Annotated in this window: 10 protein-coding genes and 1 pseudogene; 10 read left to right on the forward strand and 1 reads right to left on the reverse strand. The window is 60.9% G+C overall.

Translation table 11 applies throughout. The features are described from left to right. Positions 1 to 59 precede the first annotated feature (59 nt). The 6 genes and pseudogenes from nusG to AC1Z3V_RS01515 all read left to right on the forward strand — a co-directional run bounded on the left by nusG (position 60) and on the right by AC1Z3V_RS01515 (position 6,845). Positions 60 to 623, forward strand: a complete 564-nt coding sequence (gene nusG / locus AC1Z3V_RS01490; RefSeq protein ID WP_483496809.1) for a transcription termination/antitermination protein NusG — start codon at positions 60 to 62, stop codon at positions 621 to 623. 311 nt (positions 624 to 934) lie between these two features. Continuing rightward, positions 935 to 2,539, forward strand: coding sequence for a hypothetical protein (locus AC1Z3V_RS01495; protein ID WP_483496810.1), 1,605 nt, complete (start codon positions 935 to 937; stop codon positions 2,537 to 2,539). 179 nt (positions 2,540 to 2,718) lie between these two features. Beyond that, entirely contained in the window at positions 2,719 to 3,912 is a 1,194-nt protein-coding gene (locus tag AC1Z3V_RS01500; RefSeq protein ID WP_483496811.1) for a glycosyltransferase family 4 protein, read from the forward strand. Between the two features lie 254 nt (positions 3,913 to 4,166). Continuing rightward, complete coding sequence (locus AC1Z3V_RS01505) at positions 4,167 to 5,447, forward strand: exopolysaccharide biosynthesis polyprenyl glycosylphosphotransferase (protein WP_483496812.1); 1,281 nt, start codon at positions 4,167 to 4,169, stop codon at positions 5,445 to 5,447. A gap of 126 nt (positions 5,448 to 5,573) precedes the next feature. Then, positions 5,574 to 5,951, forward strand: a pseudogene (locus AC1Z3V_RS01510) (polysaccharide biosynthesis/export family protein); the annotation flags it as partial. A 15-nt stretch (positions 5,952 to 5,966) separates the two neighbouring features. After that, the gene (locus AC1Z3V_RS01515; protein ID WP_483499506.1) at positions 5,967 to 6,845 is read left to right on the forward strand and encodes a hypothetical protein; all 879 of its coding nucleotides are present in this window, start codon (positions 5,967 to 5,969) and stop codon (positions 6,843 to 6,845) included. Here AC1Z3V_RS01515 and AC1Z3V_RS01520 read toward each other — a convergent pair. Beyond that, positions 6,785 to 7,123: a hypothetical protein gene (locus AC1Z3V_RS01520; RefSeq protein ID WP_483496814.1), complete on the reverse strand. Its 339-nt coding sequence runs from the start codon at positions 7,121 to 7,123 to the stop codon at positions 6,785 to 6,787. The genes AC1Z3V_RS01515 and AC1Z3V_RS01520 overlap by 61 nt on opposite strands. A gap of 590 nt (positions 7,124 to 7,713) precedes the next feature. On the opposite strand from AC1Z3V_RS01520, the gene AC1Z3V_RS01525 reads away from it, so the two are divergent. From AC1Z3V_RS01525 to AC1Z3V_RS01540, 4 genes are all read left to right on the forward strand, one after another. Continuing rightward, complete coding sequence (locus AC1Z3V_RS01525; RefSeq protein WP_483499508.1) at positions 7,714 to 9,525, forward strand: type I secretion system permease/ATPase; 1,812 nt, start codon at positions 7,714 to 7,716, stop codon at positions 9,523 to 9,525. Positions 9,526 to 9,554: 29 nt separating this feature from the next. After that, positions 9,555 to 10,853, forward strand: a complete 1,299-nt coding sequence (locus tag AC1Z3V_RS01530) for an HlyD family type I secretion periplasmic adaptor subunit (RefSeq protein WP_483496815.1) — start codon at positions 9,555 to 9,557, stop codon at positions 10,851 to 10,853. 63 nt (positions 10,854 to 10,916) lie between these two features. Next, positions 10,917 to 11,795 carry a sulfotransferase family protein gene (locus AC1Z3V_RS01535; RefSeq protein ID WP_483496816.1) on the forward strand — a complete coding sequence of 293 codons (879 nt, stop codon included), beginning with the start codon at positions 10,917 to 10,919 and terminating at the stop codon, positions 11,793 to 11,795. 51 nt (positions 11,796 to 11,846) lie between these two features. After that, positions 11,847 to 13,349: a lipopolysaccharide biosynthesis protein gene (locus AC1Z3V_RS01540; protein ID WP_483496818.1), complete on the forward strand. Its 1,503-nt coding sequence runs from the start codon at positions 11,847 to 11,849 to the stop codon at positions 13,347 to 13,349. Positions 13,350 to 13,421: the final 72 nt, after the last annotated feature.

Raw genomic sequence — 13,421 nt, forward strand, 5'->3', positions numbered from 1 at the left:
AAATAGAAATATACTGAATAAAAATCGGAACAAATAAAAAATAAGATGGAGGTGAAGAGATGCTGAGTGACAACTCACACGATGGTTCACGTTCCGTGCGACTGGACGATGCACGCGATGCCCAGCCTGAACGCTGGTACGTGGTGCAGACACATCAACACTGTGAGACCCTGGCTGAAAAGCATCTGACTTCACAAAACTTGCGGACCTACCTACCGAAACGGCGCCGAACCGTTCGCCATGCGCGCAGCGTAAAGACTGTGTGCGGTGCCTATTTTGATGGCTACCTTTTCGTCTCACTGGATATTCAACGGCAGAGATGGTCGCCGATCAATTCGACCGTCGGCGTGCGCAAGCTCGTGATGAGCGACCGCAAGCCGATACCAGTCCCTTACGGAATCGTCGAAGCCTTGATCATGGCGACCGACGAAGCGGGCTTCCTGCACCCCAAGGATATGTTCCAAGCGGGAAAAACAATCAAAGTAGAGAGCGGCCCATTTGCAGATCAACTCGGCGTCCTTGACTACGTCGGGCGCTCAGGAGCAGTCCGCGTCTTGATGGATATTATGAATAGGGCCGTTCCAATTTATATAGACAGAGACAAGTGTCTGGTGATAAATTAACATCTGCTTAATTAGTGCTTTTGTTGAGTTTGTTGCTTTAATCCTAGGTTTTTTGCGCGAAAGATGAGCCAGATCGACTCACCCTCGCTGCGGCAGCCTGCGAAGAATCGGCCGAGCCTGCGCTGTGTCGAAAGATTGGCAACGGCACATCACTGGATTTCACGGATGACGCTCCCGACAGTCGATTGTGAAGAGCTCCCTTTGCCATGGGCCATGAGGATGGGCCCGTCTCATCATAGCCTCTTGGAGAGGATCACGGAGCGGAAGAGCGGCCGTGAACTCTACTGGCAGCTCCCATGAAGTCGCGGCCCATGTCTACCTGGCAAGAAAACGTCGTGACCAAGGAGTCGTCGACTTCGCAGGCGAGCGGTCTCGATCAGGCAGCGACGTTACGGAGCGGCTCAACCAGATGCCTCCCCTCACCTCCCGTTCCACCGTTGGCGATCGCGGCTGAACTGTTTGCTGCGCTGGATGCCGCCGATATCCACTATGGCATTGTCCAGGATCCGGGAAGCCTGCCGCAAGCCCTCGCCGGCCGTGACGATATCGACATGCTGCTCGATAAGCAGGACTACACAGCCTTTTGCGAGATCATGGCTCGGCTCCACGGCCTTCGCAGCGTCAGCCTCTCCTGCTACGACAATGTGTGCGACGGTCGCGAAGATTGGTTCGTTCCTGATTTTTCACGCAGCGCCTATCTCCACATCGATCTTCATGTCGGCATCCGCGTCGGCTGGGAGTTCCGCAAGCGTTATCTGGCGTTCGACTATACGGCGATCGCGCAGTGGGAGCACCTGTCGGTCGACGGTATAACCATCCCGGTCGCCTCTCTCGAGGACGAAATTCGGTTGACGATTGGTCGTTTCGCCTTTCGTCTTTGGGGATGGCCGTGGACACGATGGGTGGTCTTGCCTGGGGACTGGGAGGACCACCTTGCGCAACTGCCCTTTCGATCCGGCGAAGCGGGTGAACGTGTCATCGAATGCGCCAGTGGCGGCAGCGGCACGATAAGTTGCAGGATCCGGCCGAACGAAGGCGGCATCGAGGTCTATCGCGCTGATCTCGCGCGGCTCAGGCACGCGATCCGTCACCGGTGCGGATACTCCCGCAGCAGCGGTCTGACGGATGCAACGGTCCACTTCATCCGCAAGGCCTCCTATCTTTCGTTGAGGATCCTGGGGCGACTGTGGCCAGGCAGCGTTCCGGCAAAGAGGCGCGCCTCTACAGGCGGGCTCGTGGTCGCGCTCGTCGCGCCGGATGGCCTTGGCAAGAGCACGCAGACCGATCTGCTGACACGCATCTTCGCCTGGAAGTTCGGTTGCGCGCAGGTTTATGTCGGTACTGGAGAAGGCGATGGATGGTGGTTCCGCAAGGGATTGCAGAATTTTCTTTCCCCACGCAGGCACCAACTCAAGGCGGTGATCCAGCGTGACCGCAAGGAACCGCGCGGCGGGGCGATGGGCAAGGTGCTCGCGGCGGGGCTGGCATTATGGGCCGTACTGATTGCGATCGAGAGATACGGGGTCGTCAAGCGTGCGCATCGATGGGCGACACGCGGCCTGATCGTCGTGTGCGATCGGTGGCCGCAGACGCTTCGCAAGGGCTACCTGGACGGACCGATGATCCAATCCGACCTGCCTGCCGTTCCCGGCCTCGCGGCGCTTGCCCGCTTCGAAGAGCGGCTTTATCACAAGATGAGCGAATGCAAGCCAGACCTTATCCTTCACCTCGTATCGGATTTCTCGGTCTCTGAGAGCAGAAAGCCGGGAGAGATCAGCAAGGAAGGGTTCGAGGCGCGGATGTCGTTGATGAGCGAGCTTCGAGCACTCGACAAAGACATCAGGGCCATCGACGCAAGCGGCAATACCGAGACCGTCACCCGGGTTCTTTTCAAGCAAATCTGGCTTTCCCTGTAAGAGGCGACGCCTACCCCCAAAATCCCAGCAGGTCACACGCGCCACGTTCCGGCGCGGCCCTCTGCCTGTTCCCTTGAATCGTCGCCGACACGGAATGCGCGCCCCGAAACGCCGTCGTTTCGCGGCCAAGCCCCTCAACGAACTACCAGCAGTCGTCAGCCTCGCGGAGATACACGCAGATGAAGATCGTTCATGTGTTGACTCGCCTGCATCGCGCGGGTTCGGAGGAAAATACGCTGGCTTGTTGCAACGCTCAGGTGAAGCATGGCCATGAGGTCCTGTTGGTTCACGGCAACGAATATGATGCCAGCCTGCAGGCCTCCGTCGCCAAGACCATGCGGGTCGTCGGCCTTGACGCGCTTGTCCATCCGATATCGCCCATCAACGATTTCGCGGCCCTGCGGCAACTTAGCCGCCTTCTCCTCGAATGGCGCCCCGACATCGTTCACACCCATCAAAGCAAGGCTGGCATCATCGGCCGGTTGGCGGCCAAGCAGGCCAATGTTCCGGGCATCATCCACGGCGTGCACATTCTACCTTTCGTGCACGTCGGCAATGCTCAGAAACTGACTTTCCTTGCAGCCGAACGACTGACCGCACGGTTCACACGCGCCTTCATCGACGTCAGCCAATCGATGCGCGATATCTGCGTTTCCCACCATATCGGCAGCCCCGCACAGCACTATGTCGTTCATTCGGGTTTCGACCTCACGCGCTTTTCCCACGCCGATTGGCCGAACGAGGCGCCGCGGCTTCTCGGCATTGCGCCTGGCGAGCCCAAGCCACCGGTCGTGTTGATGCTGGCGGCACTCGAACCCAGGAAGCGCCATATCGAACTCATCGAAGCCTTTCCCGAGGTCATCGAGCGCGTTCCGGACGCGCGGTTGATCCTCGCCGGCGAAGGACCGGCACGGCGGGATATCGAAGCCGCCATTGCCCGCTCCCCGGTGGGCGGCAGTATCCATCTGATCGGATATCATTCCGAGCCGGAACAGTTGATCAGCCTGGCCGATGTCTGCGTGCTGACGTCGATGCGAGAAGGACTGCCGCGCGTGGTCATGCAGTACCTGGCCGGCGGCAGGCCCTGTGTCGTGTCGGAGCTGCCCGGGCTGGAGGAAGTCGTCAGGCATGGCGTCAACGGCATCGTCACCCCCACCGGTGACGTGAACGCTGCAGCGACGGCCATTGCCGATCTCCTCGAAAACAAGGCACTTCGCGCCCATTTGGCCGAAGGCGCAAGACGCACCGACCTCACATCCTGGGGACTCGATGCGATGTGCGACAGCGTCGAGACGGTCTACCAGTCCGTACTCGGGGCGCTCCCCCAAAGCGACCTTTCAGGCGCGCAGGCTTATCAATCGCAACTGCAATAGCGATCGCAGTGCCTGCAGATTTCTACACGTCGATCAGGGCCAGGCTCCGCGCTGCCAAGGCAGGCGCGTCTGTCCTTCTCTTTCAAAGGCAATAGGTCCGTCCCGTTTCTCCTGGGAGATATATCGTGACTCAAATACCGGCCGAATCTTCACGTCCCTGGCACAAGGCGATTCCGCTCCCGATTGAGCAGATCAAGAATCGATTTGTGCTGCGCTGCCTGTTCTGCTCGCTGGCTATGCTCGGTGACCTATGCGTGATCCTTGCAGCAGCTGTCACGACCAACTTGGTCAGCCTGCACATGACCGGTCATGGGCACGGGCCAAAGCTCGCCTATGTCGTCTTGCCCACCTACCTGGTCGCCGCCTGGAACCTGGGCGCCTACCACTTGCCGACGCTGCGTTCGCGCTTGGCGTCTGTCAGAAGTTGCCTTGCCTCCCTGGCGACCGCGGCGAGCTTCTCGCTCCTCGCCGCGCTCGCCTTCAGCGTCATCGGCAGCTTCTCATCGCGACAAACGGCCTTCTTCCTTGGGCTCACCGCCGTCGGCCTGACCGTCTTCCATTGGAGCGTAGCGGCGGGATTGCGTCGCCGGGAGCATCAAACGGAGACGAAGGTCATTCTGCTGGGCGACGACAGCGTCCGTTCAAATCGCCAGCGCAAGGTCGCAACGACCATTAATGTGAGAGCACGCGACTGGCGTCCGGTGGAGATGGATCCGAACTTCCTCAATGATCTGTCGTTGGCGGTAGCGGACGCGGATCGGATCGTGTTGTCGTTCAGAGCCTTCAAGGAACAACAGAAATGGGCAAAGCTGCTCGGCGAACTCGGCTTCGAGACCGAGTTGCTCGAACCGGGTCTTGCTGGCCTGAAACCGTTGGCGCTCCGCTATCTCGATTCCACGCCAACGCTCGTTGTCTCGACGGGACCGCTGACATTGCACAAGCGCGCGCTCAAACGCGGCTTCGACCTGATGCTGGTGCTGCTCGCAGCGCCCGTAATCGTGCCTCTGATCGCCGTGCTCGCGGTTCTCGTTCGCGCGGATTCGCCCGGGCCGGCGTTCTTTGTGCAGAAGCGGATCGGCACCAACAACAGATATTTCAACTGCATCAAGTTCAGGACCATGCGCGTCGACCTGACCGACGCGGCCGGCAACCACCTTACCGAGCGCAACGACCCTCGGATAACACGCCTCGGACATTTCCTGCGCCATACCAGCCTTGATGAACTGCCCCAACTTTGGAACGTCTTCATGGGGCAAATGAGCCTCGTCGGTCCTCGGCCACACGCGCTGGGCGCATCGGCAGAAGGTGCGCTCTATTGGGAAGTGGTGCCGGACTATTGGCATCGTCATTCGATGAAGCCTGGCCTGACGGGCCTTGCGCAAATCCGCGGTTATCGAGGTCCGACGGAGAAGAAATGCGACATCGAAAGCCGCGTCGCCGCCGACATTGAATACATCCATACGTGGTCGCTCTGGCTGGATGTGAAGATCCTTTTCAGGACCTTGCGGGTCCTTGTGCACAGCAATGCATTCTGAAGTGTCTTGAGTATCGTCACGTCCCCAGCGTTGACGAAGGAGAAGGCTATGAAACCGTATGTCGAAAGCTATGGCTCTTCACGGTACGCAGGCGCACGCCGAGGCCCTGGAGACTTTCACGGCCCCATGCGCGCGGTCGATTGCGGCCGACTGCTGCTGCGAATTCTCGCGGTGCTGGCTGCCTTGCTGACCGCCAATCTCGCCCGTGCGGAGGGGTATGTGCTCGACACCGGCGATGTCGTGCGCGTCCTGGTCTTCGGTGAGGCGGCTTATCCTTTGGAGGTCGCGGTCGACGACCGCGGCTCGATCGCGCTTCCACTTCTCGGTGACGTTCGCGCCCGTGGCCTGACGACAGCCGCCCTGTCCCAGAACATCCGCAATGCCTACCAGCAACGGAAATTGATCCTCGACCCCTATGTCAAAGTCGAGATCGGACAATACCGTCCGTTCTTCATTTCCGGCGCCGTCGCGCACCCCGGCTCCTATCCGTTCCAGCCCGGGATAACCGTCCGGCACGCATTGGCGCTTGCCGGCGGCTTCCGTCCAACGACAGCCGGAGAATCCGTGCCGGCATTACAGATTGCAGACCTGCGTAGCGAGCGGGCAAATTTGATGATTGAAGAATATCGGCTGAAGGTTCGCCTTGCCCGGCTCAACGCCGAGAGCAAACTGACCGATAGTTTTGTTATCCCGACTGATCCGCCGGCCGAACTTGGCCAGGGCCTGATTGACGAGATCATTGGAACCGAAAAGGCGCAGTTGAAGGCTCGGCTGGGCGCGTTCCGGGACGACGTATCTTACCTTGAAGCCTCGCTTGCGCGCCTGAAGAAGGAAGCCGAGACGCTGGCCGGCGCCAAGGACGAACGTCAGCAGACGTTGAAGAGCCAACTTGAAGAGTTGGAAGCTGTGCGGACCTTGCGCCAGAAAGGTTTGATTACCAATACGAACGTGATGGCGCTGGAGCGTGCCCAGAACAACTATCGCCTCGACCTCGCCCAGTTCGAAATGCAGCAGACGCGGCTGCAGCAGGATCTGCTCAACATGGAGAGCGAGCTGCGCAAGAAGCATCAGGACCACGAATTCCAGTTGATTTCGGACACGCAGGAAACACAGGTTCAACTGGCGAAGCTTGCAAGCCAGCTCAGATACCTGTCGGACAAACTGCTTTTCGTCTTCGAATATGGCGAGCATCGGACGATCGAAGAGCTGCAGGGATCAGTAAGAATCCTGATTTTCCGGCGCGGCCAGAAGACGGGCCAGGAAGTCGCCGCCGACGAGGACACCGACGTCAATGCAGGCGACGTCATCGAAGTGTCGGTCGTGGCGAGCAAGGGCTTCTATTCGTCGGGAGATTCGCGTCCGGACCCGGCAGTGGACATGGAAAAGAAAGCGTTCTGACGGGAAGGCGAGCCGCCATCGACCATGTTGCGAGACGATTCCTGCGCCTTGCGACGCGACCGCAGCACCAGCAAGCCGGTCACGGATCCCAACTGAACCGTCATCACGGCGAGCAGGCTCAGTAAGATCACGGCGAATACACCATCGATGCCCCGCTGAAGCACCAGATAAACGGGCGTGATCAACAATACGACAATGGACGACAGGAAAATCCAGACGACCCGCCCGAAGCATCCTCCGAGAAAACCGATCGTCAGAAGGGTCGCGAACTCAAACACCTGATACCCCTCTCATGCTGCGCTCTTCGTCAGAGCGACAGTTGGAGTCACGCGTAAATATCGCAGTAACCATCGGCGAAAACAATGACAGTCGTGCAACAGTCTTACAAGTTTCGGATGGCCCGGCGTTGCTTTGCGGCCACTTCGACGACCAGGATGCACTGAGTATGGTATTCAGCGGCCACAGTATTACCGGCATTCTGACCTTCCTTGCCGGCGCAGCCTTCGTGCTTGCGGCAAGTCATAGGCGTGCTGCGCCGCGCCACAAGGCGGCGCCGGCGAAGCATGGGCAACTCTTGCGTGGGCCGCGGCACAGGTCACGCCGTCGCCGCAGCGCGGTCACGCCAGTGCAGGTGGCCGGCGCAATCCTCTTCATGCTCCCCCTTCTCCGATTTGCATTCGAGTTCCTGCCCGCCAACAGCGCGTGGATGACTGCGCGATCCGCCTTCGCCGTCGCCCCATGGCCGGCCTGGATGGAGAGCCTCACCGCAAGCGCCGCCTCTGCGAGGGACCAACTGACGAAGCTGACGGGCGTTGCTTTGGACGGGCAGTCTTTTTGGCTGGCCTTGGCGGCACTGGGCCTCATGCTGATGGTCGTTCCGCTGCGGCGCAGGCGAAGACGGGTTTCTGCCAACACGCCTGCAGCCACCTTTTCGGCCACGCAAAGGCGCACGCCGGGCACGGAACTTGCGGGCGCCTTGCGTTCCTGCCGCGGCGCACTCGCAGGTGTCGCGATCTTCAGTGGCGTCAGCAACATCCTCATGCTGAACGGCGCGATCTTCATGCTGCAAGTCTACGACCGCGTCCTGCCGAGCCGGAGCGTGCCGACGCTCATCGGCCTGTCGATCCTGGCTGCCGCCCTCTTCCTCGGGCAGGCGGTCATAGATCTGCTGCGCGGCCGCATCATGACGCGGATCGGCGCCGAACTGGACGAAAGCGTTTCGGGACGGGTGTTCTCCGCCATCGCGCGCCTACCGCTCCTCGTCGGGCAACAAGGCGAAGGGCTGCAGCCTCAACGCGACCTCGACAGCATTCGCACCTTCCTTGCCAGCCCGGGTCCCAACGCGCTTTTCGAACTGCCGTGGCTACCTTTCTACATCGCAATCATCTGGAGTTTCCACCCGATCCTCGGGCTGACGGCGATCGGCGGCGCGATCGTATTGGTGGCATTGACGATCACGACCGAGATGCTGACACGCAAGCCGGCGAGCGCGGCGACATCTTCGGGAATCCGGCGCAACAACCTGGCGGAAGCAAGCCGCCGCAATGCGGAAGTTCTGGCCGCCATGGGCATGCGTCGGCGCCTGCATGAGCTATGGCAGGAAACGAGCCGCGAACACATCGCCCAGCAGCAGCGCGTCAGCGATGTCGTTGGGGGCCTCGGCAGCCTTTCCAGAGCGTTGCGACTGATGCTTCAATCCGCGATGCTGGGCGTCGGTGCCTGGCTGGTGATCCATGGTGAGGCAACGGCCGGTGTCATCATCGCCGGCTCGATCCTCGCTGGACGGGCCCTTGCCCCTGTGGATCTCGCAATCGCTCATTGGCGCAATTTCATCTCTGCGCGCCAAAGCTGGCGCAGGCTGAGCCAGTTGCTTTCGCGGCTACCTGACGAAGTGGGGCCGATGGCCCTTCCGGCGCCACGTTCCAGCCTCACCGTCGATCGCGTCGCCGTCAGCGCCCCTGGCACGCAACGGCTGATCGTGCAGGGCATCGAGTTCAATCTCAGCGCAGGCGTCGGGCTTGGCGTGATCGGCGCCAGCGGTTCCGGCAAATCAACCTTTGTACGTGCCCTCGTCGGCGCCTGGCGACCGACGATCGGCCGCATAAAGCTGGACGGGGCGGCACTCGATCAATGGCCGCAGGACCATCTTGGGCGCTACATCGGCTATCTGCCGCAGGACGTGGAGCTCTTCTCGGGAACGGTTGCGGCCAACATTGCGCGCTTTGAGCCGGTGGCAGATGCCGAGGCCGTTGTTGCCGCGGCACGTGCGGCGGGTGTTCACGACCTGATCGTCAGCCTGCCCAATGGATACGAGACCCAGATTGGCGAGAGCGGAACCGCACTTTCGGCCGGACAGCGTCAGCGCATAGCGCTTGCCCGCGCCCTCTATCGCGACCCATTTCTGATCGTGCTCGACGAGCCGAACTCCAATCTCGACGCGGATGGCGAGAGCGCCCTTGGCGAAGCGATCAAAGGGATCAAGGCTCGCGGCGGGATCGTCGTCATCGTCACGCATCGACCGAACATCCTCGCCGCGGTCGACCTGGTGATGGAAATGAAGGAAGGACAGATGCAGACGTTGGGCCCGCGAGAACGGGTGCTTTCGAAGCTCTCCCCGCCGCAGCCGGCCAACACTGATTTCCTCAGACCCGTCGCCGCCCACCCCAAACTGCCGAATTGAAGGCGGTCAAAGCAATCGTCGCCAGTCAAATGAACACACCGCACTCCCACCGACGCTCTATTCGCCGCAACCTCCTGGGTGGCGTCACGGTCATCGCCCTGCTTTTCGGCGTGGTCGGCGGCTTCGCTGCAACGATGGAGATCTCCGGCGCGATCATCGCCCACGGCGTGGTGGTCGTCGCCTCCAACGGCAAGAAAGTTCAGCACCCGACCGGCGGCATTGTCAGCAAGATCCTCGTGCGCGACGGTACGCATGTCGAAGCCGGCGATCTTCTTGTGCAGCTCAGCGATGTCGTGCCGCGCGCCAATCTGGCCTTCGTGACCAAGAGCCTGGACGAGCTCTATGCCCGAAAATCGCGCCTTGAGGCAGAGCGCGACGGCGAGGAGCAATTGACGATCGCCCCGACACTGGTCGCGCGGATGAGTGAGCCCGAGGTTGCAGCGCTGGTCACGAGCGAGCGTCGACTATTCGAAATTCGTCGCATCGAGCGCTCCGGCAACAAAGCGCGGCTTCGCGAGCGCATCGAGCAGCTTCAAAAGCAGATCGAGGGCTACTTGGCGCAAGGAAAGGCCAAGAGCAAGGAGATCGAACTGATCGGGGAAGAACTCGAGGGGATTCGCGATCTTGTCGAGAGGAAACTCACGCCGCTGTCGAAGCTGACGGCCTATGAGCGCGACGCGACCCGGATCGACGGCGAGCGGGCGCAGCTGATCGCCAGCACTGCGCAGGCGCGGGGCGCGATCGCAGAGGTGCAACTTCAGATCCTGCAGCTGGACAAGGAGTTTTCGAGCTCGACCGGCAGCGAACTTCGCGATGTCGACGCCAAGATTGCCGAGTTCGAGGAACGACAGGTGACGGCCGCAGATCAACTGTTGCGCATCGATATCCGCGCGCCCGTCAGCGGCTCCGTCTATCAGTCGACGGTGCACACCATCGGCGGCGTGATTGGTGCCGGTGAGCCGATCATGATGATCATACCGGATCACGATGCCTTGGCGATCGAGGCAAAGGTTGCTCCTCAGGACATCGACCAGGTCCTTATCGGCCAAGGCGCCCAGTTGCGGTTCACCGCCTTCAATCAACGCATCACGCCGGAATTCCAAGGTGTCGTCTCGATGGTCTCGGCAGACGTGACGCACGATCAGCGCACGAATGAAAGCTACTACGTCGCGCGGATCACGCCGAAGCTCGATGGGTCGGAACGTTCCTTGACCCTCCTTCCCGGCATGCCCGCCGAAGTGTTCATCACGATCGGAGACCGGACGATGATCTCCTATCTGATGAAGCCTTTGTCAGACCAGATGATGCGCGCATTCCGGGACCAATAGGCGCAACGCAGGCGGCACCAACGCTGCCGCTAAATCCGGTGTCTCCAGCGAAGGAGGATTGCTGTGATCGCGAACAAGCTCAGACCTCCGATATTCCTGATCGGCAACTATCGCTCAGGAACGACAATCACGCAGAAATTGATCGGCCTGCATCCGGACGTGGTGACCTGGTATGAGCCGCGCACGCTCTGGCTCTACGCGGATCCCGGGAGGCAGCATGATGTGTTCACCGAGCGTGATGCGACGGAAAAGGTCATCCGCTACATTCGCGGACGCTTTCTCGAATTTCAGGTGAAGAACGGCGGCCGCCAGATCATGGAGAATACCCCGTCGAACGTCCTTCGCACCTCCTATGTGCACGAGATCTTCCCGGAGGCGACCTTCCTCTTCATCACACGAAATCCGTTCTCCTACATCAGCTCGATGGAACTGAAATGGCAGAGAACGAAGACGCTGAAGGGTATGAAGAGAACGCTTTCGACCACGCCGCTGACACAACTTCACTATTATGCCGCCGTGCTCATCCGCCAAATGTTCGTCAAGAAAATACTGCGGAAGAAATACGCGCCGATCTACGGGCCGAAGTACGAGGGGATCCACCAGGATCTGAAGGAACATGACAAGCTGACAGTGATTGCGCGCCAATGGGCGCGTGGCAACCGCCGGGCCAGAGAGGATCTTGCCAGGCTCGGAGACGGCCGGGTGCTGACATGTCGATACGAGGACCTGATGCAGGATACCGAGACGACCTTGCGCCGCATCTACGACCACTGCGGGCTCGCCTGCAGCGATGATATCCTTCGTGCCGCCAAGGAAATGGTCGATCCCACCCGCCAGGAGAAATGGCTTCGCTTCGATCGCGAGCAACTGCGGGCAATCCTTCCGGAGATCGAGGAAGAGATGCGCGTGTATGGCTACGAAGTTCCGCCTCCCCTTCAATGAGAGAGTGCCGCAAGAGCAGCGTGTAGGTTCGTTCGCCAAGGAGAGCAAGGCGTGAGTAACATTCGACAGGGGCTGGCAAGGCGGAGTGTCGTGGGCATGTTCTGGACGGGCCTGTCCATGGGGGCGCTCGCCGTGGCGGAGGCCGTCGCGCTTCTCGTACTCGCCCGGCTTCTTTCCCCCAATGAATTTGGGCTTTATGCCGCGGCCCTCGTCATCATCAAGCTGGCGACCATCTTCGAAAACCTTGGCGTCGCCCCGGCAATCGTGCAGCGGCCCGAACTCGATGAACGCCACCTGCGGGTCGGCTTCACCTTGTCGCTGATCCTCAGTCTCGTGATCGCCGGGCTGGTCTGGTTGACGGCACCGGCGATCGCACATGCCATGCGACTTGCCGACCTGGCACCCATCGTGCGCGCCACCAGCGTGGTCTTCATTTGCCAGGGCGTCGCGCTGGTGGCGCAGGCCGTCGCCCAGCGAGCACTGCGGTTCGAATGGCTGGCCGCCGTCGACGCGATAAGCTTTGCGGTCGGCTTCGTGATCGCAGCACCGATCCTTGCCTTGGCTGGTTTCGGAATTTGGGCGCTCGTCGGTGCGCTGATGACCCAAAACGTTCTGCGCACGATCGTGTTGCTTGTCGGCCAGCCGCATCCGAAACGCCCTCTGCTGGAACGGCGTGCAATCAGCGAATTGCTGTATTTCGGCGGCGGGTTCACCATTGCCAGAGTGTGCAACTATCTTGCGACCCAGGTCGACAAGCTCATCGTAGGCCGCTGGCTCGGAGCGGAAGCGCTCGGTATCTATTCGCTCTCCTCACAGCTCATGACCACGCCGGCGGTCATCATCGGCCAGATTCTCGACCGTGTCCTGTTTCCAACGATGGCGCTCGTACAACAGGAGCCCGCCCGGCTCGCCCGCGCCTATCGCAGCGCGGTTGCCGCCTGCGCTCTCGTGGTGATGCCGGCAAGTCTCGTCGTCGCGATCGCGGCGCCCGAACTCGTCCTGGTTCTCCTCGGTCAAGGATGGGACGCGGTCGTCGCTCCCCTCCAGATCCTGGCCGTCGGCATGTTGTTTCGGACAAGCTACAAGCTCAGCGACTCCATTTCGCGGGCGACCGGTGTCGTCTACGCAAGGGCGTGGCGGCAGGCGATCTTTGTCGTCGCCGTTGCGGCTGGCGCTTTTCTTGGACGTTTCTGGGGCGTGACGGGTGTGGCGGTCGGCGTTGTCGCGGCCGTCATGACCAATTTCATGCTGATGGCGCATCTCAGCCTGCGCGTCACCGGGATCAACTGGTCCGAGTTCATCGGGGCGCATGTGCCGGCATTTGCGCTCGCGGGCGTGGTTGGCGCCAGTGCCTGGATCGCGGCGGATCAATTGCGTCAGGTTCACGTGATGCCGCTCGTCCTCCTCTTCAATGTCGCTATTGCCGCCGGCGCGACGGGCCTGGTGTCGTGCTGGCTCCTGCCGTCGCTGTTCCTTGGTCGGGACGGGCAGTCGATGCTTCGTCTGGTCGCCGGATTGGCGCCCGCTTGGCTGCGACGCAGTCGGACGGGCTAGGCAGACAACCCTGAGGCATAGTCCGGACGGCGAAACACGCGCGTTCCAAATTTCGTCCCGCGATCCGATCGA

It is taken from the genome of Ensifer sp. 38_S197 (assembly GCF_056924495.1).

Excerpts from the sequence above, each read along its gene's own strand:
- AC1Z3V_RS01525 (WP_483499508.1), top strand. The coding sequence starts at position 7,714 with ATGGTCGTTCCGCTGCGGCGCAGGCGAAGACGGGTTTCTGCCAACACG.
- nusG (WP_483496809.1), top strand. The coding sequence starts at position 60 with ATGCTGAGTGACAACTCACACGATGGTTCACGTTCCGTGCGACTGGAC.
- AC1Z3V_RS01500 (WP_483496811.1), top strand. The coding sequence starts at position 2,719 with ATGAAGATCGTTCATGTGTTGACTCGCCTGCATCGCGCGGGTTCGGAG.
- AC1Z3V_RS01495 (WP_483496810.1), top strand. The coding sequence starts at position 935 with ATGTCTACCTGGCAAGAAAACGTCGTGACCAAGGAGTCGTCGACTTCG.
- AC1Z3V_RS01530 (WP_483496815.1), top strand. The coding sequence starts at position 9,555 with ATGAACACACCGCACTCCCACCGACGCTCTATTCGCCGCAACCTCCTG.